Here is a 22,238-nt window from a genome sequence, read left to right on the forward strand (position 1 = left end):
GCTGGCAGGTGGTGTGGACCAGGTCACAATACCTAGTCCGTGGGCGGTTGTTGAGCCAATGCCTCAACCTGCACAGATTCCGCAGAATTCTCAGAATTCACTGTACTGCGGGCTTTGCCCGACTTGCGTTTCCCGCTGCCGGATTTGCCGTTGCCTTGTGCCGCCAGCAACTCGCGCAGCTCGTCGAGTTCTCGGCGCAGGTAGTCGCGGGTAGCCACCTCACCGACGGCCAACCGCAACGCGGCCAGCTCACGGGCCAGGAACTCGGTGTCCGCCTTGGTCTGGGCGGCGCGACGGCGATCCTCCTCCAGCGCCACCCGGTCGCGGTTCTCCTGCCGGTTCTGCGCCAGCAGGATCAACGGTGCGGCATAGGCGGCCTGCGTGGAGAACGCCAGGTTGAGCAGGATGAACGGGTACGGGTCGAACCGCAGGCTGACGGCGGCCAGATTGATGGCGATCCAGATGATCACGAAGACCGTCTGGATTATCAGGTATTTGCCGGTGCCCAGGAACCGGGCGATCGACTCGCTGACCCGGCCGACGGCTTCCACATCCATCCGTGGAGTCAGCCGCAGCCGCGATATCCGCGGCGTATCGAGACGCTGGCGGACGGTGCTCTCGCTCATTGTGCGCTCCCAACGCCGGCATCGCCGGGCTCAAGGTTTGGTTCGTCGGCCAGTCGCCAGTCCTGCGGCAGCAGATGGTCCAGCAGGTCGTCGACCGTTACCGCGCCGAGCAGATGGTTCTGGTCGTCCACCACCGGACCGCACACCAGGTTGTACGCCGCGAAGTAGCGGGTGGCCGCGGCGATGGAGCTGGTCGGCCCCAGCTGCGGCAGGGCGGTGTCGATGATGCCGCCGACCAGGGCCGCCGGCGGTTCGCGCAGCAGTCGCTGGGTGTGCACGCAGCCCAGGTACTTCCCGGTCGGCGTCGCGGTCGGCGGGCGCGTCACGAAGACCAGCGAGGACAGCGCCGGGGTCAGCTCGGGGTCGCGTACCCGCGCCAGCGCTTCGGCGACGGTGGTGTCGGCGGTCAGCACCACCGGCTCCGGCGTCATCAGACCACCCGCGGTGTCCGGGGAGTGCTGCAGCAGACGTCGGACCGGTTCGGAGTCCTCGGGATCCATCCGGGCCAGCAGCAGCTCGGCGCGCGACGCGTCGAGCTCGGCGAGCAGGTCGGCAGCGTCGTCCGGGTCCATCTCCTCGAGCACATCGGCGGCTCGATCGGTGCTCAGCTGCTCGAGGAGTTCGGCCTGTTCGGACTCGGACAGCTCCTGCAGCACATCGGCCAGGCGTTCGTCGTCGAGCGCCTTGGCCACCTCGTGGCGGCGCTTGGGCGGCAGGTCGCGCAGTGCGTCGGCAACCTCCACGGGGCGCTGGCCCTGGAACTGGGCCAGCAGTTGGGCCACGCCCTGGTCCGGCATGGCCAGCGCGGACCGGGTCAAACCCGTGACGTTCTGCCAATCGACGACGTGCACGGTGGTGCGCCGGCCCAATCGGCGTTGGCTGCGAACCGCCACCCGGGTCACCATCCAGTCGCGGGTGCGCGCCTGTTCGACCGCCAGGTCCACCACGATCATGTCGACGTCGGACAGTTCCGGTTGCTCGGGATCGTTGATCCGGACGCGGGTGTCGAGCAGCTCACCCAGCACCAGCACCTCGCCCGGGCGCTGGGTGAAGCGGCGCAGCGAGACGTTGGCCGTGGTGAGGGTGACCGAGTTGGCCTCGATTGCGGTGACCCGCAGGATGGGTACGAATATCCTTCGCCGCGTCAGCATTTCGATGACCAACCCGAGCACTCGGGGTTGTTGACGCAGGACGCCGATGCTCACCACGACGTCGCGCACCCGGCCGATCGACTCGCCGTCCGGGCCGAGTACCACCAGCCCCGCAAGCCGTGCCGCGTAGACCCGATTAACCGCCACCATGAGACAACAGGGTAGAGAGTGAGGACGTGGAAAATCTCTATCGGCCCCGACGTACCTGTCTTTCGGTTCCGGGGAGCAGCGACAAGATGATCGCGAAGGCCAAGTCACTGCCGGCCGACGAGGTGTTCCTGGACCTGGAAGACGCGGTGGCGGCCGACGCCAAGGTGGCGGCTCGCAGCCGGGTCGCTGCGGCGCTGGCCGAACCCGGGTGGGCTGGCCAGTTGCGCGGGATCCGGGTCAACGACTGGACGACTCCGTGGACCTACGGCGACGTCATCGACGTGGTGTCCGTCTCCGGAGAACATCTGGACCTCATCGTGCTGCCGAAGGTCACCGACGTCTCGCACGTCCAGGCCCTGGATCTGCTGCTCACCCAACTGGAGCGCACGCACGGCCTGCCGCTCGGCAAGATCGGTATCGAAGCGCAGATCGAAGATGCTCGCGGGCTGACCAACGCGAATGCCATTGCCGCCGGACCGCGGGTACAGGCGCTCATCTTCGGCCCGGGCGACCTGATGGCGAGCTTGAACATGCGGACTCTGGTGGTCGGTGAGCAGCCACCGGGCTATGGAGTGGGCGATGCCTACCACCACGTCTTGATGACCATTCTGATCGCGGCACGCGCGGCCGGGGTCAACGCCATCGACGGTCCGTACTTCAAAGTGCGTGATACTGAGGCGTTTTCGCGCGTGGCAGGACAGACTGCGGCGCTGGGTTACGACGGCAAGTGGGTGCTGCACCCCGATCAGATCGCTGCGGGCAATGAGATCTTCAGCCCCCGCCAGGCGGACTACGACCACGCCGAGCTGATCTTGGAGGCCTACGAATGGCATACCTCGGGTGCCGGTGGTGCCCGCGGAGCGGCCATGCTCGGTGACGAGATGATCGACGAGGCCAGCCGCAAGATGGCCTTGGTGATCGCGGCCAAGGGCCGGGCCGCCGGCATGGCGCGGACGGGCCCGGCTTTCACTCCTCCGGTCTAGAACGCGGAGTGATTGGTGACGACGAGCGCCAGCACGACCACGATGTACAGCACCGGTGCCACCGCCCCGACGACGATGCCGGTGATGGCGAACCCCCGGCCGTTCTGCGGATGCTGCTTGAGCTGATTGAGCGCCACCACGCCCAGCACGATGCCGACGATGCAGCCGAGGATGCCGACACCGCAGGCAAAGCACAGCGGCGTGGAAACCAATGAGGTCACCATGGCGCCGATGGCCATCCCGTTGGTCGGCGGTTTGGTCGGATATGCGGGTGCGTACATCGGCGGCTGCGGGTATGCCATGGGCGGAGCGAACTGCGGAGGTGGGCCGAATAGCGGAGGTGGGCCGAACTGTGGTGGCGGGCCGAACGGGTATGGGCCTGGGTAGGGTCCCGGCGGCGTCGGCGGCGCGGACGGGAAATCGAGCACCGGCCCGGGAAAGCTGCCAGACTGCTCGATGGGAGGTGCCTCGTAGCCACCGGGAATCGGTGACCGTCCGGCGTCCTTGTCCGGGTTCGTCATGGTGCCCAACCTACCGAAGCATGCAGTACCTGATTTTCGATGGGAGATCTGAGCGATGACAAGCCCGCTACAGCCCGGGCGAGGCGGTGCCGGAAGGCTCCCCACGCCGCCAAAGGGCTGGCCCATCGGTTCGTACAACACCTACGCCGAAGCCCAGCGCGCCGTGGATTTTCTGTCCGACGAGCAGTTCCCCGTGCAGCAGGTGACGATCGTCGGGGTGGACCTGATGCAGGTGGAACGGGTCACCGGCCGCTTGACCTGGCCTCGGGTGTTGGGTGGCGGCGCGTTATCCGGTGCCTGGCTGGGGGTGTTCATCGGCCTGGTCCTGGGTTTCTTCCGGCCAGATCCGTGGGCAGCATTGATCGCCGGGCTACTGGCCGGGGTGTTCTTCGGCTTGATCACCTCCGGCCTGCAGTACGCGATGGCGCATGGCACAAGGGATTTCAGCTCCACACTGCAGTTGGTGGCCGGCCGCTACGACGTGCTGTGCGACCCGGCCGGTGCCGAACAGGGGCGCGATCTGCTGGCACGCCTCAAGCTCTAGACTCCGCTCTAGGAGTTTCTGTCAGGAAACTTCGGCGTGGAAGAGGAGACGTGTGGTGCGCGCTGGGCGGCTGGGTGCACTGGCAGCAGTCGCGCTGATGTTGACGCCGCTCACGGCGGCCTGTTCCTCATCGTCCGATGACAACGTCATCACCCTCTATACCTCGGCCAACGAGAAGGCGACGTTTTCCGCTGCCGCGGGGCGCTGCAACGAGCAGTTCGGCGACCGGTTCCGGATCCGGCAGATCAGCCTGCCCAAGGGCGCCGACGACCAACGTCTGCAACTGGCCCGGCGGCTGACCGGCAACGATCAGAGCCTGGACATCATGGCCCTCGACGTGGTCTGGACCGCTGAATTCGCCGAAGCCGGTTGGGCCCTTCCGTTGTCGGCGGACCCGGCGGGCAAGGCCGAGTCCGACGCCGCCGCCGACACCTTGCCCGGACCGCTGAAGACCGCGCAGTGGAAAGGCCGGCTATACGGCGCACCGGTCACGACCAACACCCAATTGCTTTGGTACCGAGCTGATTTGATGCCCGCACCGCCGGCCACCTGGGACGCCGCAGTGGGCACCGCGACCGCGCTGCACGCGCAAGGGCGGCCGAGTTGGATTGCGGTGGAAGCCAAGCAGTACGAAGGGCTCGTGGTGTGGTTCAACACGCTGCTGGCCAGCGCCGGCGGCAGCGTGCTGTCCGACGACGGCAAGACCGTCACACTGACCGACACCCCGGCCCACCGGGCCGCCACCGTCAAGGCGCTGCAGGTCATCAAGTCTGTGGCCACCGCGCCCGGCGCCGACCCGTCGATCACCCAGACCGACGAAGGCACCGCGCGATTGGCACTGGAGCAGGGGAACGCGGCGTTGGAGGTCAACTGGCCGTTCGTGTTGCCGTCACTGCTGGAGAACGCGGTCAAAGGTGGTGTGGCGTTCCTGCCGTTGGATCGCCGCGACGACCTACGCAGCGCCATCAACGACGTCGGCACCTTCGCGCCCGATGACGCCCAGTTCACCGCGGCGTATCAGGCCAGTCGCAGCGTGTTCGGCTTCGCCGACTATCCGGGTGTGCGGCCGGGTGCCCCGGCGAAGGTCACCCTCGGTGGGCTGAACCTGGCGGTGGGCAAGAACAGTCGGCACGTCGCCGAATCGTTCGAGGCGATCCGGTGCCTGCGCAGCAGGGCCAACCAGCGTTACTTGGCGATCGAAGGCGGCCTGCCTGCGGTGCGTGGCTCGCTGTACGACGATCCGGGATTCCGGGCGCGTTACCCGCAGTACGCGATCATTCGCGCTCAACTGTCCAATGCCGCGGTCCGTCCGGCCACCCCGGTGTATCAGGCGGTGTCCACCCGGATTTCGTCGACGCTGGCACCGATCACCGCGATCGACCCGGAGCGCACCGCCGACGCGTTGACCGCCGAGGTGCAAAAGGCCATCGACGGCAAGGGGCTGATCCCGTGAGCGCCATGATCGACCGGGCGGCACAGCGTCGGCTGGCGCTGTGGCTGATCAGCCCGGCGCTGCTGTTGATGCTGACGGTCACTGCGTATCCCGTCGGCTACGCGATCTGGTTGAGCCTGCAGCGTTACAACCTGGCCGCGCCGAACGACACCGAATTCGTCGGGCTGGCCAACTACCAGACCGTGCTGTCCGACCACTATTGGTGGACGGCATTCGCAGTGACACTTGGCATCACGGTGGTATCGGTACTGATCGAGTTCATCCTCGGCATGGCGTTGGCCATGGTGATGCACCGGACCATTTTCGGCAGCGGCGTGGTCCGCACCGCCGTTCTCATCCCATATGGCATCGTGACGGTGGCGGCGTCCTACAGCTGGTACTACGCGTGGACACCGGGCACCGGCTATCTGGCGGATCTGCTGCCGACCGGTAGTGCGCCACTGACCGAGCAACTTCCGTCGCTGGCCATCGTGGTACTGGCCGAGGTATGGAAGACCACACCGTTCATGGCGCTGCTCTTGCTCGCCGGGCTGGTGCTGGTGCCGCAGGACCTGCTGAACGCCGCCCAGCTCGACGGTGCCGGGCCGTGGACCCGATTCGTCAAAGTCACACTGCCGCTGATGAAACCGGCGATCCTGGTGGCCTTGCTGTTCCGGACGCTCGACGCGTTCCGGATCTTCGACAACATCTACGTGCTGACCGGTGGCTCCAACAACACCGGTTCGGTGTCGATCCTGGGATACGACAATCTGTTCAAGGCGTTCAACATCGGGCTCGGTTCGGCGATCAGCGTGCTGATCTTCGCCAGTGTCGCGGTGATCGCGCTGATCTTCATCAAGGTCTTCGGGGCTTCGGCACCGGGATCGGAGGCGTCGTGAACCGCCGAGCGGTCGGTTGGGCTGCGAACCGCCGAGCGGTCGGTTGGACAGTGGTCAATGTATTGGTGGTCGTGTACGCGCTGGTGCCGGTGTTGTGGATCCTGTCGCTGTCGCTCAAGCCGACGTCGACGGTCAAGGACGGCAATCTGATTCCGCGGCAGATCACTTTCGAGAACTATCGCGGCATCTTCGCCGGCGACGCCTTCAGCTCGGCACTGTTCAACTCGATCGGCATCGGCCTGATCACCACCGTCATCGCCGTGACGATCGGCGGGATGGCCGCCTATGCCATTGCCCGGCTGGACTTTCCAGGTAAACAACTGTTGGTCGGCCTGGCGTTGCTGATCTCGATGTTCCCGCAGATCTCCTTGGTGACACCGCTGTTCAACATCGAGCGTCGGCTCGGCCTGTTCGACACCTGGCCGGGCCTGATCATCCCGTACATCACCTTCGCGTTGCCGTTGGCGATCTACACGTTGTCGGCGTTCTTCCGGGAAATCCCATGGGACTTGGAGAAGGCGGCCAGGATGGACGGCGCCACCCCGGGGCAGGCTTTTCGCAAAGTCATTGCGCCGCTTGCCGCACCGGGAATCGTCACTGCAGCCATCCTGGTGTTCATCTTCGCCTGGAACGACCTGCTGCTGGCGTTGTCGCTGACTGCTACGCAGCGCTCGATCACCGCGCCGGTGGCGATCGCGAACTTCACCGGCAGTTCGCAATTCGAGGAGCCGACCGGGTCCATCGCGGCCGGCGCGATGGTCATCACGGTGCCGATCATCATCTTTGTCCTGATCTTCCAACGACGGATCGTCGCGGGCCTGACGTCCGGTGCGGTGAAGGGGTAGTCCATGGCAGAAATCGTTCTGGATCACGTCAGCAAGAGTTATCCCGATGGCGCGGTGGCGGTTCACGACCTCTCGCTGACCGTCGCCGACGGCGAGTTCGTCATCCTGGTCGGGCCGTCCGGCTGTGGTAAGTCCACCACGCTGAATATGATTGCCGGCCTTGAGGACATCTCATCCGGTGAGCTGCGGATCGGCGGGCAACGGGTCAATGAGAGGGCGCCGAAGGATCGCGACATCGCCATGGTGTTCCAGTCCTACGCGCTGTACCCGCATATGTCGGTGCGGCAGAACATCGCCTTCCCGCTGACTCTGGCCAAGCTGCCCAAGGCCGACATCGCGGCCAAGGTCGAGCAGACCGCGAAGATTCTGGACCTGACCGAGTTGCTGGACCGCAAGCCGGCCCAGTTGTCCGGCGGGCAGCGCCAGCGGGTGGCGATGGGGCGGGCGATCGTCCGCAGCCCCAAGGCCTTTCTGATGGACGAGCCGCTGTCGAACCTCGACGCCAAGCTGCGGGTGCAGATGCGTGCCGAAATTGCCCGGCTGCAAAGCCGGCTCGGCACCACCACGGTGTATGTGACTCATGACCAGACCGAGGCGATGACGCTCGGTGATCGAGTCGTGGTGATGAAAGCCGGTGTGGCGCAACAGATCGGAACCCCCGACGACCTCTACAACCGGCCCGCGAATCTGTTCGTGGCTGGGTTCATCGGGTCGCCTGCGATGAATTTCTTCCCCGCTGAGCTGACCGCCGCCGGGGTGCGGTTGCCGTTCGCCGAGGTCGCGCTGTCCGACTCGGCGCGCGGCGTGCTGCAGCAGCATCCGGAACCGGCCAAGGTGATCGCCGGTGTGCGGCCCGAGAACTTCGAGGCGGCCGGTGCCGGCGGTGGGCCGGCGTTCGAGGTCGACGCCGAACTGGTCGAGTCGCTCGGTGCGGACAAATACGTGTATTTCCGGACGGGGACGGCGGGCGAGCTGTCGGAGAATCTGTTCGTGGCAAGGGTTTCCGGTGATTCGCCGGCGGCCACGGGAGCCACGGTGCGGCTGACTGTCGATGCCGGCAAGCTGACACTTTTCGATGGTGACACCGGGGTCAACCTGTCGATCCCGCCGGCGCGATGACCGACTTCACCGCAGCCGTGCGGGCCCGTCTGGCAGAGGCCTTCGCCGAGCGTGGGATAACCGCGGAACCGGTAGCCGCCAGCGTGACGTTCCTTGGCGCGGAGGCCATCGACGTGCTGCGTTTTGGGCCCGATGGGGATCAGGTCTGCCACTACGCGTCCATCGGTTGTTCGCGCAATCCGATGGTCGACCCGATGGCGATGATCACCGACAGCGGTCCGCGGGCCGAAGTGGTGGTGTCCCTGCGTGGTCCGACGCCGACCGGGCTGGCCCGATCGATCGCGATCCTGGCGTCGTCACCTCTGGTGGAAGGTCTGGTGCTCGAACCCGATGCGTTGATCGACCTGCAAGCACCGCTGTGGAGCGGAGCCTCGTTCAACGCATTTCTGTTGGGCGCCAGTGATATTGGCGAAGTGATGCTGCCGGGCAGCGAGCCGGTGCGGCTACTGTCGGCGACCCCGATCACCGCGACCGAGGCGGCCTGGGTGCGGCTGAAGGGGGCCGCCGCAATGCGCGAGGCCTGGCAGCAGGACGGGGTCGACGTACTCGATCAACAGCGACGAGCTGCCGAACCCAGTTGATCTGTAGCGCTAAGAGGGGTTCGGGCAGGTGACATCGACCCAGATGTTGTCACCCGGCGAGGGTTCGTCCGATGAAGGGTTGTTGACCCGGACCACGGTGCAGCGCGGCAGGAACGTGGTCCGGGCACCGTTGAGCCAATTGATGCTGACGTGGTAGCCCTCGGATTCCAGATCCCTGATGACGGCGTCCGCGCCGTTGGCATGGGCGAGTGGCGCAGCGATGCCGGCAAGGGTGGCGCCTGCAACGGCGACCGCCAACGCGAGTGACTTGGCTCGTAGTGACATGCCGCGATCATGCCTGATCAGTGGAGTCACGTGGCGTGTTTTGCGCAAAGAGTCAGGGCCTCGGGACGGCGACGTTCCGAGGGTGCCACCATCCCAAGCTATTAGACAGGCTTATTTGTCAGGCTATGTTCACCTGACGTGCGCTTGGCATCCAATCTTGTTGGACCGCTTACGGTTAGCCGCTCTGGTCGCGGTGGGCGGCGGTCTGCTCGGGCCCCGGCCTACAGCCAGTGGTTACGCCGGAAGGTCCGGTACAACAGCGTGCAGACTGTCGCCATCACGCTGAGAACTACGAAATACCCATAATGCCAATGCAATTCAGGCATATTCTCGAAGTTCATGCCGTAGATGCCAGCGATCATGGTGGGCACCGCGGCGATGGCCACCCACGCCGAGATCTTGCGCATGTCGACGTTCTGTTCCATGCCGACCTTGCCCAGCGCCGCCTGCACCAATGAGCTGAGCATCTCGTCGAAACCGGTGATCTGGTCGGCCACCTGGCTGTTGTGGTCGTGCACGTCGCGGATGTAGCGACGGACCTCTTTTGACATCAGGTCGTTGTGATCGGACAGCAGTCGCTGCAGCGCCATCGTCAGCGGGATCACCGAATGGCGCAGTTCGACCACTTCGCGCTTGAGCAGATAGATGCACTCGATGTTGGTCTGGGTGGTCGGTGAGAACACCGTCGCCTCGATCGCATCGATGTCGGTCTCGACCAGATGAGTGACCTCGAGGTAGCTGTCCACCACGTGGTCGGCGATGGCGTGCAGTACCGCGTAAGGGCCGAGCGTCAGGATGTTCGGCGAATGGTCCAGCCGATGCCGCACGCCGGCCAGACCGGTGTGGTCACCGTGCCGGACGGTGACCACGAAGTCGGGCCCGACGAACACCATGATCTCGCCGGTTTCGACGATCTCGCGGGCCATGGCGACTGATTCGTGTTCGACGTAGCTGACCGTCTTGAGTACCAGGAAGAGGGTGTTGTCGTACCGCTCAAGCTTGGGCCGCTGATGTGCGTGCACGGCGTCCTCGACAGCCAGTTCATGCAGGCCGAAGATGTCGGCGATGGTCTGCATCTGGTGCTGGTCAGGTTCGTGCAGCCCGATCCACAGGAACGCCGCTTTACCCTCGTCCTGTAGTTCGCGCACTTTGTCGCGGGCTGCCGCAGGGGTGTACTTGCCGGGCAGTCGGGTGCCCTCGGTGTAGACGCCGCAGTCGACCATGGCCCGGGCCACCGGCACGTGAATGGTGCGGGGATCCAGGTTGGTCGCCGGTTTCGTCTGCTGAGGTCGCAGTGACGGTGGTAGCGCGCGGAATGACGGCATGACGGGCCTTCTCTCGGTTAGCCATGTGGCCGAGCAGAAATGCTACGCGTACCGGCGAGTCACGTCAGCGGTGAAGTAACCTGTCGCGGTGTCTGAAAAGGGTCGTACCCCGCAGGTCAAGATCAATGACGAGGAGATCTTCGCTGCCCATGAAGGCGGCAAGCTCTCAGTAGGGCTGAACGAGCCGCTCGATACTCAACGCGCGCTGTCGATCGCCTACACCCCGGGTGTTGCGCAGGTCAGTCGGGCCATCGCCGCCGATCCCGAACTCGCCAAGAAGTACACCTGGTCCAACCGGCTGGTGGCGGTGGTCAGTGACGGAACCGCGGTGCTGGGACTCGGCGACATCGGTCCGGCGGCGTCGTTGCCCGTGATGGAGGGTAAGAGCGCGCTGTTCAAGACTTTCGGTGGACTGGACTCCATTCCGATCGTGCTGGCGACCAAGGATCCCGACGAGATCGTCGAGACCCTGGTGCGGCTGCGCCCGACGTTCGGTGCGGTCAACCTGGAGGACATCTCGGCGCCGCGCTGTTTCGAGATCGAGCGCCGGGTTGTCGAAGCCCTCGATTGCCCAGTGATGCACGACGACCAGCACGGCACCGCCATCGTGGTGTTGGCTGCCCTGATGGGTGCGGCCAAGGCACTCGACCGGGACATCAAGTCCTTGCGTGTGGTGATCTCGGGCGCCGGTGCGGCGGGAGTGGCGTGCGCGAACATCCTGCTGGCCGAGGGCATCTCGGACATCACGGTGCTGGACAGCAAGGGCATCGTGCACAGTGGACGCGACGACTTGAACTCGTTCAAGGCGGAATTGGCGGCCAGGACCAACCCGGCGGGCCGCACCGGCGGCCCAGCCGAGGCGCTCGACGGTGCCGATATGTTCCTGGGTCTGTCGGCCGGGCTGATCGCCGAGGAACTCATCGCGACCATGACACCGAACTGCATCGTGTTCGCGCTGTCGAACCCCGACCCGGAGATTCACCCGGATGTCGCTCGTAAGTACGCGGCGGTGGTGGCTACCGGTCGCAGTGACTTCCCGAACCAGATCAACAATGTGCTGGCGTTCCCCGGAGTGTTCCGCGGGGCCTTGGATGCCGGCGCTCGGCGGATCACCGAAAAGATGAAACTGGCTGCGGCTGAGGCGATCTTCTCGGTCGTGGGTGACGATCTCGCGGTCGATCACATCGTGCCGAGCGCGCTCGATCCGCGGGTGGGTCCGGCGGTCGCCGCGGCCGTGGCGGCAGCGTCGCGCGACTGAGGCCGATGATGCGCCGGTTGGCGGTTGCGCTGGTGGCCATGCTGGCGCTGGCCGGATGTGGCACGGACGCACCGCCTCCGAGGCCGTCATTGGCGGTCGGTGCCGCCCCGACGCGGGAGTCGGCGCTACTGGCAGAGCTGTATGCGTCCGCGTTGCGTTATTTCGGCACCGCCGCGCACGTGCAGACCCAGCCGGATCCGGTGACTGCTCTGGATACGGGGGCGGTCACCGTCGTGCCGGGCCTCACCGGTGAGCTGTTGACCCGCTTCGCCCCGCATCCGGCAGCACGTGCCGACGAGCAGGTATATCGCGAGATGATTTCGGCATTACCCGAAGGTGTTGCGGCAGCGGACTATACGGCTTCGGCGCAGGACAAACCGGCCGTCGCGGTGGCTGCGGCGACTGCTGTCGCGTGGGGTGGCGGCGACGTGGCGGCGCTGCTGCAGCACTGCCCTGGTGTGACGGTCGGTGTCGTTGCGGGAGCCGTGCATCCCGCCCGGGTGGGGGATTGTCGGCTACCGCCGGCTCGCGAATTTGCCGATGTCGCAGCACTTTTCGACGCCCTGACCAAAGGTGCGGTGACGCTGGCCTGGACCTCCACCGCGGCTCCGGCGGCGCCCACCGACGTGGTGGTGTTGTCCGACAAGACGTCGCTGATCCGCGCCGAGAACGTGGTGCCCTTGTACCGGCGCAATGAGCTGAGCGAGCAGCAGGTGTTGGCGCTCAACGGAATTGCCGGTGAGCTGGACACCGTGACGCTCACCGACATGCTCAGTCAAGTGCAACGAGGGGCCGATCCGGCCAATGTCGCGGGTGCATGGCTCGCCCAGCACCCGCTGGACCACTAGTGCGCGCGGGGCATCAGCCGTGAGGTGACCCGGGAGAACAGATCCTGGTAGGCGCCCGAACCGGTGGCCCGGATGATCAGGTCCAACAGCTTGGCGTCCGGGCCGACCAGCACCCGCGCCTGGCCCTTGCGGACCGCTTCGAGAATGATCTTGGCGGCCTGCTCCGGCGTGGTCTTGGCCAGCTTCGCGTCGAAGGTCTTGGCCAGTTCCTTGGGATCGATTCCCTCGACCGCGGTGGCGTTGCGGGCGATTCCGGTCTTGACCCCGCCGGGATGCACGGTGGTCACCTTGACCGGATGACCGGCGAGCTTCATCTCCTGGCGCAGCGCCTCGGTGAAACCGCGGACGGCGAACTTGGAGGCGTTGTAGGCGGCCTGACCGGGGACCGCGAACAGGCCGAACACGCTGGAGACGTTGACCACGTGGCCGTCGCCGGAGGCGATCAGGTGCGGCAGGAATTCCTTGGTGCCGTTCACCACGCCCCAGAAGTTGACGTCCATCACCCGTTCGATGTCCTTGAACTGGCTGACCTCGATGTCACCGGTGAAGGCAATGCCGGCGTTGTTGTAGATCTGGTTGACCTTGCCGTAGTGCTTGGCCACGTCGTCGGCGTACAGGGCGAAGGCTTCGCGTTCGGTGACGTTGAGTCGGTCGGTTTTCACCGGTGCGCCGATGGCCTTGATCCGTTCCTCGGTCTGAGCCAGGCCCTCGGTGTTGACGTCGCTGATCGCTAGTAGCGCGCCGGAGCGGGCCAGTTCGACAGCCAATGCCTGCCCGATGCCGGACCCGGCACCGGTGACGACACAAACTTTCCCCGCGAAGCCCTCCATGAACACTCCCTTGTGTTGACGCGTGTTGAGTTGGCGTCAGGTTATCCGATACTCGCGGTTCTGCTTACGGCAGGCTTGGTCGCGGTGACCAGATGTGTCGACATGCCCGGGCCCCACCACATTCGCCAGCCGAGATTGCGGCGGCGCGCCGAGGTCCAGCCGAGTTCATGCAACTGCCGGACGTGGACAGCTGTCTCAGCCAGATCTGCCAGCACCAGCCGGCCGCCGGGACGCAAAACCCTGGCGGCTTCGCTGATCGCCTGCGCGCGGCCGTGCCGACCCGGAATATTGTGCACCGCAAGGCTACTCACGATCAGGTCGACGCTGTCGTCGGGCAGCGGCAGGTTGGTCATGTCGGCGGTGTGCAACTCGATCCGGTCGGCGACGCCCTCCGATTCGGCGTTGTCCCGGGTGTTGGCTTCGGCGTTGTGGGTCTGGTCGGCGCGCCAGATGTCCACCCCGATTGCCCGTCCGTTCGGCAGGAGCTTGGCCACGGCCAGCAGCACCGCACCGCGGCCACAGCCCAGGTCCAGGACCGTCTCGTCACCGCGCAGTCCCAGACCGCTGAGAATCTGTGCCCACACCTCGAACTTGCCGATCCGTGTGGTCCTGACGAACATCGCCGCCGTGATCATGAGGCAGGCGGCGGTCGCGCCGACCACCAACGCTGCGAGGCGGTGCCGTTTGGCCAGCCGCGCGGAGGTCAGCGCCAGGCCCACACACATGGCCGCGGTGATACCTGCGACACCGGGTGCCGGTATCACCCGGTAGTCGCCGTCATAGCCGTAGTCGGCGCGGTGGTCTCGGAGCAACGCGGCAGTGTCGGGGCTCATCGGACCACGGTATGTCGGCATGGCTCGTCACAGCGACGTCCCAGATCCGTACTGGCAGGCCGAGTGTGAGCTGGTGTGCGAGTTTCGGCGGGACGTTCGCACACGAGCTCACACTCGAGGACTACGGGGCGAAGGCCTCGTCGAGGATCGCCTGCTGCTCGATAGCGTGCACCTTCGAGCTACCCGACGACGGTGCACTCATGGCGCGCCGGGAGATGCGCTTGATCCCGGTCAGCTTGTCCGGCAAGAGCTCGGGCAGGTTCAGCCCGAAGGTCGGCCAGGCGCCCTGGTTGGCCGGCTCCTCCTGCACCCAGAAATACTGCTGCGCGTTCGGGTACTGATCCAGGGTGGCATCGAGCCGGCGCTTGGGCAGCGGGTACAGCTGCTCGATCCGGACGATCGCGATGTCCTCGCGATGGTCCTTGGCCTTGCGCGCCACCAGGTCGTAGTACAGCTTGCCGCTGCACAACAGGACCCGGGTGACCTTCGACCGGTCGCCGATACCGTCCTCGTACGTCGCTTCCTCGAGTACCGAGCGGAACTTGATCTCGGTGAAGTCCTTGACGTCGCTGACCGCCGCCTTGTTGCGCAGCATGGACTTCGGGGTGAACACGATGAGCGGGCGGTGAATACCGTCCAGACCGTGTCGGCGCAGCAGGTGGAAGTAGTTGGCCGGGGTGGACGGCTGGGCGACCGTCATCGAGCCCTCCGCACATACCTGCAGGAACCGCTCGATGCGGCCCGAGGTGTGGTCCGGGCCCTGCCCCTCGTGGCCGTGCGGCAGCAGCAGCACCACGTCCGAGAGTTGGCCCCACTTGGCCTCACCTGAGCTGATGAACTCGTCGATGATCGACTGGGCGCCGTTGACGAAGTCACCGAACTGGGCCTCCCACAACACCATTGCGTCCGGGTTGCCCACCGAGTAGCCGTACTCGAAGCCCACCGCGGCGTACTCCGACAGCGCCGAGTTGTAGATCAGCAGCTTGCCGCCGGTCGGGGTGCCGTCGGTGTTGGTGGCCAGCAGTTGCAGCGGGGTGAACTCCTCGCCGGTGGTGCGGTCGATGATCACTGCGTGCCGCTGGGTGAAGGTGCCGCGCTGGGTGTCCTGACCGGAGAACCGGATCAGCCGGCCCTCGGCGATCATCGAGCCCAGGGCCAGCAACTCGCCGAACGCCCAGTCGATCTTGCCCTCGTAGGCCATCTCCCGGCGCTTCTCCAGCACCGGCTTGACCCGCGGGTGCACGTTGAAGCCCTCGGGTAGGTCCAGGTGGGCGTCGCCGATGCGGGCCAGCAGCGACTTGTCCACCGCGGTCAGCAGCCGCTGCGGGATCGTCTGATCGGCCTCCACCGACTCGCTGGGCTCGATCGTGTGCTTCTCCAGCTCGCGGACCTCGTTGAAGACCCGCTCCAGTTGGCCCTGGTAGTCGCGCAGGGCATCCTCGGCCTCCTTGATCGAGATGTCGCCACGACCGATCAGGGCTTCGGTGTAGGTCTTGCGGACGCCGCGCTTGGTGTCGATGACGTCGTACATGTACGGCTGGGTCATCGACGGGTCGTCGCCCTCGTTGTGGCCGCGGCGGCGGTAGCACAGCATGTCGATGACGACGTCCTTCTTGAACGCCTCACGGAAGTCGACGGCGATGCGGGCCACCCAGGCGCAAGCCTCGGGATCGTCGCCATTGACGTGGAAGATCGGCGCACCGATCATCTTGGCCACGTCGGTGCAGTACTCGCTGGAGCGCGAATCCGCTGGCGCCGTGGTGAACCCGATCTGGTTGTTCACCACGATGTGCAGCGTGCCACCGGTGCTGTAGCCCTTGAGCAGGGCCAGGTTGAGCGTTTCGGCCACCACACCCTGACCGGCGAACGCCGCATCACCGTGCAGCATCATCGGCATGATCGAGAACCGGCCGTGGTCGTCGCTGTCGCTGTGCTCGCCGGCCAGCAGGTCCTGCTTGGCCCGGACCAGACCTTCGAGCACCGGGTCGACGGCCTCGAGGTGGCTCGGGTTGGCCACCAGCGAGACGTCGATCTCGTTGTCGCCGAACATCTGCAGGTAGTGCCCGGTGGCGCCGAGGTGGTACTTGACGTCGCCGGAACCGTGGGCCTGGGTCGGGTTCAGGTTGCCCTCGAACTCGCTGAAGATCTGCGAGTAGGGCTTGCCGACGATGTTGGCCAGCACGTTGAGCCGGCCGCGGTGCGGCATGCCGATCACCACCTCGTCGAGGCTGTGCTCGGCAGCCTGGTCGATGGCGGCGTCCATCATCGGGATGAGGTTCTCCGCGCCTTCGAGCGAGAAACGCTTCTGCCCAACGTATTTGGTCTGCAGGAAGGTCTCGAAGGCTTCGGCCGCGTTGAGCTTGGACAGGATGTACTTCTGCTCGCCGACGGTCAGCTTGTCGTGCTTGACCTCGATGCGCTCCTGCAACCAGCGCTGCTGCTCGGGTTCGAGGATGTGGGTGTACTCCACCGCGGCGTGCCGGCAGTACGCGTCGCGCAGCACCGACAGCACGTCGCGCAGCTTCATGTACTCCTTGCCGGCGAAACCGTCGACCTTGAACTCGCGGTCCAGGTCCCACAGCGTCAGCCCGTGCGAGTTCACGTCCAGGTCGGGGTGGCTGCGGAAGCGGGTCTTGTCCAGGCGCAGCGGGTCGATGTCGGCCATCAGGTGACCGCGGTTGCGGTAGGCCGCGATCAGCTCGATGATGCGGGCGTTCTTGTGGGCGATCGAGTCGGGGTTGTCGATCCGCCAGCGCACCGGCTCGTACGGAATGCCCAGCTCGCGGAAGATCTCGTCGAAGAACTCGTCGTCGAGCAGCAGGTGGTGAATGGTGCGCAGGAAGTCACCGGACTCGGCGCCCTGGATGATGCGGTGGTCGTAGGTCGAGGTCAGCGTGATCAGCTTGCCCAGACCCAACTCGGCGACGCGTTCCTCGCTGGCGCCCTGGAACTCGGCGGGGTACTCCATGGCGCCGGCACCGATGATCGCGCCCTGGCCGCGCATCAGTCGCGGCACCGAGTGCACGGTGCCGATGGTGCCAGGGTTGGTCAGCGAGATGGTGACGCCGGAGAAGTCCTCGGCGGTCAGCTTGCCGTCCCGCGCGCGTCGGACGATGTCCTCGTACGCAGCGATGAACTGGCCGAATTCCATTGTCTCGCAACGCTTGATCGAGGCGACGACGAGCTGGCGCGCACCGTCCTTGCCGGCCAGATCGATGGCCAGGCCGAGATTCGTGTGAGCTGGTGTGACGACATTGGGCTTGCCGTCCACCTCGGCGAAGTGCCGGTTCATGTTCGGGAACTTCTTGACCGCCTGGACGATCGCGTAACCCAGCAGGTGGGTGAAGCTGATCTTGCCGCCGCGGGTGCGCTTGAGGTGGTTGTTGATGACGATCCGGTTGTCCATCATCAGCTTCGCCGGGATGGCCCGGACGCTGGTGGCGGTCGGCACGTCCAACGATGCGTTCATGTTCTTGACGACGGCGGCTGAGGCGCCGCGCAAGATCTGTAGCTCGTCGCCTTCGGCGGGCGCCGGTCCGGGAGCGGGCTTGGCTGCGGCGGGGGGAGCAGCAGGGGGAGCGAGGGCCGGCGCGGCCACGGCGGTGGCCCGCACCGGCTCGGGTGCCGCAACCGGAGCGGGCGCGGGCGCGGGTGCCGCGGGCACTTCGGAAACCGTTGCGTCCGTTACCGGTTCGGGTGAGTAGTCGGCGAGAAACTCGTGCCAGCTCGGGTCCACCGAGGCCGGGTCCTCGCGGAACTTGCGGTACATCTCTTCGACCAGCCACTCGTTCTGTCCGAATGGTGAAGGTGAAGTGCTCACGGCCGCTATTCGCCTCGTTTCCTTCTGCCCCGGCGAGCACCGGACCGTGGCCCGGTGGATGCCCGCCATGTTGTCTGTCGGAGGTCTCCCGCCCCCGTGCCGCCTAAGGCTAGCGCTTCGTCGCGGCGCACGGACTGTGGAATCCCATCCCCGCTTCGGCCGGTTTGCTATTCAGGAAGAGCGCGGGGCGCGGTCGGGGTCGGCAACACCAGCAATGATGTCGGCCATTTCGCCGGCGCCGGGCCGAACGCGTCGTGGGTGTTCTGGATGATCTTCTTGCCCATCAGCCGGTTACCGCCGCCGCCGATCACCGCGCCGATGCCCGCGGGCAACAGCTTGCCGAAGGCGATCGCCCCGCGCTTGAGCGCGAACTTCTTCACGAAGAACTTCAGCAGTCGTGAGTTCAGCTGGCTCATGGCAGGCAACGGCAGGGCGGCCGCACCGTCGGCCAGCCATGCTCCGTTGGTTCGGGTGTTGCCCAACAGGTCACCGATGGCCTGCTTGCCCTCGTCGCCGACCAGCACCGCGAGTACCAGGGCCCGACGGCGCTCGTGGTGGTCGGTGGGAATGCCGTATACCTCGGCGACCGCCAGCACGAACACGGCCGTCGCCTCCAGGAAGACCACGGTCTCACCGGCGACCGCGGCCAACGCGGTGACAGTGCCGATGCCGGGGAACGCGGCAGCCGAACCCACCGCAGCGCCGCTGGCCATGATCGCGGCCAGGTAGTGCTTCTCCAGGCGGGTGGCGATCTCGGCTGGGGTCGAGTTCGGATTGTGCGCACGCAGCTTGCCGACGTACGCCCTGATGGCCGGTGCTTGTACCCGGGCACTGCGTTCGATGACGTGAGACAGCGCGCGGGCAGCAGCGCCCGGATCTTCGGCGGCACTGTCCTTGGCAGGCAGGTGGTTCTTGCTGCCGGAGCGAGCACTCATCATTCGGCCTCTCCATGCGTATAGGCAGATATTGAAGGCTAACGCGTGTTCAACGAACATCGGCATAGGTTGCGTGCCCGGTCTGGCCTGTGGTGGTAACCACAGGAAGAAATAATCGGTATGCATTGCTAACCAATGTCATGGCAACATCGCCCCTTGTGGATGTGACACCAGCACCGAGCCGGACCCGAATGATCGTGGTCCTCGGGCTGTTGGTTGCGCTCGGGCCGCTCACCATCGACATGTACCTGCCGGCGTTGCCGCGGATCGCCGGTGAACTCGGTATCACCTCGTCGGTGGCCCAGTTGACCCTGACCGGAACCCTCGCCGGGTTGGCGCTCGGGCAACTGGTCGTCGGCCCGCTGTCGGACTCGGTGGGCCGACGCCGCCCGTTGGTGGCCGGGATCGTGTTGCACATGGCGGCCTCGGTGCTGTGCATGCTGGCGCCGAACATCGAGATTCTCGGGGTGGCCCGAAGTCTGCAGGGGATTGGCGCGGCGGCCGCATCGGTGGTGTCGATGGCCGTGGTGGGCGATCTGTTCGACGAATCGGTGGCCGCCACCGTGATCTCCCGGTTGATGCTGGTTCTGGGGGTGGCACCGGTGATCGCGCCGTCGCTGGGCGCGGCAGTACTCCTGCACGCTTCGTGGCACTGGGTGTTCGCGGCGCTGGTGGCGTTGGCCGGCGCCCTTTTGGTGGTGGCAGTGCTGTTGCTGCCGGAGACGTTGCCCGTCGAGCACCGTCGGCCGCTGCACCTGCGGGACATCCTGCGGACCTATCGCGAAGTCCTCAGCGACGCCCGTTTTGTGGTGCTGGTGCTCGTCGGTGCACTGGGCATGTCGGGGTTGTTCGCCTACATCGCCGGCGCATCTTTCGTGTTGCAGGGGCACTACGGGCTCAATCAGCAGGCGTTCGCGTTGGTGTTCGCCGCGGGTGCGATCGCGTTGATCGGTGCCACCCAGTTCAACGTGGTGTTGTTGCGCCGGTACGCCCCGCAGACCATCGCGGTCTGGGCGCTGGTGGCGGCCGTGGTACTGGGCGTGATCTTCATCGGACTGACGGTGACCAAGGTCGGCGGCGTGGTCGGCTTCCTGGTGCCGGTGTGGGCGATCCTGGCCGCGATGGGGCTGGTGATTCCCAACACCCCTGCGGTGGCGTTGACGCGTCATCCCGATGCTGCGGGGACCGCGGCTGCCGTGCTGGGGGCCGCGCAGTTCAGCGTCGGTGCGGTGATCGCCCCGGTCGTCGGCATCCTCGGAAACAGTGAGTTGGCCCTCGCCGTGGTGATGACCGTAGGCGTCGTGATCGCCCTGTTTGCCCTGCTGGCGGTCGGCAAGGTCGGCGCGTCCGGACACGAGCGGCATGAACCCACCACTGAACTTGTTCCGGTAACGACCGATCCGTAGCGTCGAGGTGATGCCAAGTCCTGACGCCCACCGGCCGGTTCATCCGTGGCAGGCGCTCTGGGCCATGATGGTGGGCTTCTTCATGATCCTGGTCGACTCGACGATCGTCGCGGTCGCCAACGTGACGATCATGGGCAAGCTGAACACCGACTACGACGGGGTCATCTGGGTCACCAGTGCCTACCTGCTGGCATACGCCGTGCCGCTGCTGCTGTCCGGCCGACTCGGCGACCGGTTCGGTCCGAAGAACCTCTATCTGAGCGGGCTGGCGATATTCACCGTGGCCTCGCTGTGGTGCGGCCTGTCCGGCAGCATCGGCATGCTGATCGCCGCGCGGGTGGTCCAGGGGGTGGGCGCGGCCCTGCTCACCCCGCAGACGCTGTCGACCATCACCAGGATCTTCCCGCCCGAGCATCGCGGCGCGGCGATGAGCCTGTGGGGCGCGACCGCCGGGGTGGCCACCCTGGTCGGACCGCTGGCCGGCGGCGTCCTGGTGGATCACCTGGGCTGGCAGTGGATCTTCTTCGTCAACGTGCCGATCGGACTCGTCGGCTTGGCGCTGGCCTGGGTTCTGGTGCCCCAGTTGCCCACCGAACGGCACCGATTCGACATGCTCGGGGTGCTGCTGTCGGGAGTCGGCATGTTCTGCCTGGTGTTCGGTCTGCAGGAGGGGCAGTCGCATGACTGGTCTTTGTGGATCTGGCTGACCATCGTCATCGGTGTCGGCCTCCTGGCGGCCTTCGTCTATTGGCAGTCGATCAACCCGAACGAACCGCTGATTCCGCTGAAGATGTTCGCCGACAACGACTTCTCCATGTCCAACGTCGGAGTGGCGACCATCGGGTTCACCGTCACCGCAATGATCCTGCCGGTGATGTTCTTCGCCCAGGGGGTCGCCGGCATGAGCGCGACCCGCGCGGCGTTGCTGACCGCGCCGATGGCGATCGCGTCGGGCATGCTGGCGCCGGTCGTGGGCAAGTTGGTCGACCGGGTGTCGCCGCAGCCCATCGTGGGCGGCGGTTTCTCGGCGTTGGCGATCGGCTTGACGTGGTTGTCGTTCGAGCTGACCCCCAGCACGCCGATCTGGCAGCTGATGCTGCCGTTCGTCGTGATCGGTGTCGGCATGGCGTTCATCTGGGCACCGTTGGCGGCCACGGCAACTCGTGGCCTGCCGCCGCGGCTGGCCGGTGCCGGGTCCGGGGTGTACAACGCGACCCGGCAGGTCGGCTCGGTGCTGGGCAGTGCCGGCATGGCGGCGTTCATGACGGCGCGCATCAGTGCCGAACTGCCCGGTGGCGGGCAACGGCCGAGCGGCGCCGAGGGGGCCATGCTGCGGTTGCCCCCGTTCCTGCACGACGCGTTCGCATCTGCGATGTCGCAGTCGCTGCTGCTGCCGGCCTTCGTATCGCTGTTCGGGGTGATCGCCGCGATGTTCCTGCGTGGTCAGGCGGACCCGCTGGCCACCCTGGTCACCCGCAGGCCGGTTGCCGAACCGGAATCAGAATCCGTGGAGCCCAACTACTTTCCCGATTTCGACGACTATCTGGAGTACGTCGTGGACCGCGACCAGCTGGATTTCGAATACGAGTCGGAGCGGATCACCACGCCCATCCCGGTCGAGTCACCGATGTATGCGCCGCTCGATGACCTGTTGGGTGAGGCCGGGGCCGAGCCGGCGCCGACATTGATCGCGCCGAGTCGCGGACGGCACTACCGGGACGACGACGAAGACCTGCAACCCGATCCGGGGATCTACGGCAAGCATTCGATGTAGGGGTGGCCTGGCCCACGCGAGCCCACCTGGGCCGCCGACGGGCATTCCCAACGCTGCTGGACTGTGTTCCGGA

20 protein-coding genes are annotated in these 22,238 nt (G+C 66.0%); 11 read left to right on the plus strand and 9 right to left on the minus strand.

Annotated features, from left to right (window positions below):
- Window positions 1–32 precede the first annotated feature (32 nt).
- Complete coding sequence (locus tag ABIA30_RS13620; RefSeq protein ID WP_370066091.1) at window positions 33–626, minus strand: DUF1003 domain-containing protein; 594 nt, start codon at window positions 624–626, stop codon at window positions 33–35.
- Window positions 623–1,927, minus strand: coding sequence for a magnesium transporter MgtE N-terminal domain-containing protein (locus ABIA30_RS13625; protein ID WP_370066093.1), 1,305 nt, complete (start codon window positions 1,925–1,927; stop codon window positions 623–625). Before ABIA30_RS13625 ends, ABIA30_RS13620 begins: the two co-directional genes overlap by 4 nt.
- 26 nt (window positions 1,928–1,953) lie before the next feature.
- Here ABIA30_RS13625 and ABIA30_RS13630 point away from each other — a divergent pair, with 26 nt between their 5' ends.
- Complete coding sequence (locus ABIA30_RS13630; RefSeq protein ID WP_370066095.1) at window positions 1,954–2,910, plus strand: CoA ester lyase; 957 nt, start codon at window positions 1,954–1,956, stop codon at window positions 2,908–2,910.
- Here ABIA30_RS13630 and ABIA30_RS13635 read toward each other — a convergent pair.
- The gene (locus ABIA30_RS13635; RefSeq protein WP_370066097.1) at window positions 2,907–3,431 is read right to left on the minus strand and encodes a DUF4190 domain-containing protein; all 525 of its coding nucleotides are present in this window, start codon (window positions 3,429–3,431) and stop codon (window positions 2,907–2,909) included. The genes ABIA30_RS13630 and ABIA30_RS13635 overlap by 4 nt on opposite strands.
- A 55-nt stretch (window positions 3,432–3,486) precedes the next feature.
- On the opposite strand from ABIA30_RS13635, the gene ABIA30_RS13640 reads away from it, so the two are divergent.
- From ABIA30_RS13640 to ABIA30_RS13665, 6 genes are read left to right on the plus strand one after another with little or no spacing between them, the layout of a single operon-like run.
- A complete protein-coding gene (locus ABIA30_RS13640; protein ID WP_370066099.1) occupies window positions 3,487–3,975 on the plus strand; it encodes a general stress protein in 489 nt (162 codons plus the stop codon).
- 55 nt (window positions 3,976–4,030) lie between these two features.
- A complete protein-coding gene (locus tag ABIA30_RS13645; RefSeq protein ID WP_370066101.1) occupies window positions 4,031–5,428 on the plus strand; it encodes an extracellular solute-binding protein in 1,398 nt (465 codons plus the stop codon).
- 5 nt (window positions 5,429–5,433) lie between these two features.
- Window positions 5,434–6,306: a carbohydrate ABC transporter permease gene (locus tag ABIA30_RS13650; RefSeq protein ID WP_370066334.1), complete on the plus strand. Its 873-nt coding sequence runs from the start codon at window positions 5,434–5,436 to the stop codon at window positions 6,304–6,306.
- Window positions 6,303–7,151, plus strand: a complete 849-nt coding sequence (locus ABIA30_RS13655; RefSeq protein ID WP_370066103.1) for a carbohydrate ABC transporter permease — start codon at window positions 6,303–6,305, stop codon at window positions 7,149–7,151. The genes ABIA30_RS13650 and ABIA30_RS13655 overlap by 4 nt, the downstream gene beginning before the upstream one ends.
- Window positions 7,152–7,154: 3 nt before the next feature.
- On the plus strand, window positions 7,155–8,270 hold the full coding sequence (locus ABIA30_RS13660) for an ABC transporter ATP-binding protein (protein ID WP_370066105.1): 1,116 nt from the start codon (window positions 7,155–7,157) through the stop codon (window positions 8,268–8,270).
- Window positions 8,267–8,851, plus strand: a complete 585-nt coding sequence (locus tag ABIA30_RS13665; RefSeq protein ID WP_370066106.1) for a suppressor of fused domain protein — start codon at window positions 8,267–8,269, stop codon at window positions 8,849–8,851. The genes ABIA30_RS13660 and ABIA30_RS13665 overlap by 4 nt, the downstream gene beginning before the upstream one ends.
- 9 nt (window positions 8,852–8,860) lie before the next feature.
- Here ABIA30_RS13665 and ABIA30_RS13670 read toward each other — a convergent pair whose 3' ends face one another.
- Both ABIA30_RS13670 and corA read right to left on the minus strand, forming a co-directional pair.
- The gene (locus ABIA30_RS13670) at window positions 8,861–9,136 is read right to left on the minus strand and encodes a hypothetical protein (RefSeq protein WP_370066107.1); all 276 of its coding nucleotides are present in this window, start codon (window positions 9,134–9,136) and stop codon (window positions 8,861–8,863) included.
- Between the two features lie 221 nt (window positions 9,137–9,357).
- Window positions 9,358–10,461, minus strand: coding sequence for a magnesium/cobalt transporter CorA (gene corA, locus ABIA30_RS13675; protein ID WP_370066108.1), 1,104 nt, complete (start codon window positions 10,459–10,461; stop codon window positions 9,358–9,360).
- A gap of 88 nt (window positions 10,462–10,549) precedes the next feature.
- On the opposite strand from corA, the gene ABIA30_RS13680 reads away from it, so the two are divergent.
- On the plus strand, window positions 10,550–11,719 hold the full coding sequence (locus ABIA30_RS13680; RefSeq protein ID WP_370066109.1) for an NADP-dependent malic enzyme: 1,170 nt from the start codon (window positions 10,550–10,552) through the stop codon (window positions 11,717–11,719).
- A gap of 8 nt (window positions 11,720–11,727) precedes the next feature.
- Window positions 11,728–12,567, plus strand: a complete 840-nt coding sequence (locus ABIA30_RS13685) for a glycine betaine ABC transporter substrate-binding protein (RefSeq protein WP_370066336.1) — start codon at window positions 11,728–11,730, stop codon at window positions 12,565–12,567.
- On the opposite strand, the gene ABIA30_RS13690 is transcribed toward ABIA30_RS13685, so the two are convergent.
- The 4 genes from ABIA30_RS13690 to ABIA30_RS13705 form a co-directional block, all read right to left on the minus strand.
- Window positions 12,564–13,397, minus strand: coding sequence for an SDR family NAD(P)-dependent oxidoreductase (locus tag ABIA30_RS13690; RefSeq protein ID WP_370066110.1), 834 nt, complete (start codon window positions 13,395–13,397; stop codon window positions 12,564–12,566). The two genes, ABIA30_RS13685 and ABIA30_RS13690, sit on opposite strands and share 4 nt — an antisense overlap.
- A gap of 41 nt (window positions 13,398–13,438) precedes the next feature.
- Window positions 13,439–14,230, minus strand: coding sequence for a class I SAM-dependent methyltransferase (locus tag ABIA30_RS13695; RefSeq protein WP_370066112.1), 792 nt, complete (start codon window positions 14,228–14,230; stop codon window positions 13,439–13,441).
- Between the two features lie 121 nt (window positions 14,231–14,351).
- Window positions 14,352–18,050: a multifunctional oxoglutarate decarboxylase/oxoglutarate dehydrogenase thiamine pyrophosphate-binding subunit/dihydrolipoyllysine-residue succinyltransferase subunit gene (locus ABIA30_RS13700; protein ID WP_370066114.1), complete on the minus strand. Its 3,699-nt coding sequence runs from the start codon at window positions 18,048–18,050 to the stop codon at window positions 14,352–14,354.
- Between the two features lie 167 nt (window positions 18,051–18,217).
- Entirely contained in the window at window positions 18,218–18,985 is a 768-nt protein-coding gene (locus tag ABIA30_RS13705; RefSeq protein ID WP_370066116.1) for a hypothetical protein, read from the minus strand.
- A gap of 140 nt (window positions 18,986–19,125) precedes the next feature.
- On the opposite strand from ABIA30_RS13705, the gene ABIA30_RS13710 reads away from it, so the two are divergent.
- The gene (locus tag ABIA30_RS13710) at window positions 19,126–20,391 is read left to right on the plus strand and encodes a multidrug effflux MFS transporter (RefSeq protein WP_370066118.1); all 1,266 of its coding nucleotides are present in this window, start codon (window positions 19,126–19,128) and stop codon (window positions 20,389–20,391) included.
- Between the two features lie 10 nt (window positions 20,392–20,401).
- Window positions 20,402–22,165 carry an MFS transporter gene (locus tag ABIA30_RS13715; RefSeq protein ID WP_370066120.1) on the plus strand — a complete coding sequence of 588 codons (1,764 nt, stop codon included), beginning with the start codon at window positions 20,402–20,404 and terminating at the stop codon, window positions 22,163–22,165.
- Window positions 22,166–22,238: the final 73 nt, after the last annotated feature.

Source organism: Mycobacterium sp. MAA66 (assembly GCF_041261665.1).
In the GTDB taxonomy this organism is placed as follows: domain Bacteria; phylum Actinomycetota; class Actinomycetes; order Mycobacteriales; family Mycobacteriaceae; genus Mycobacterium.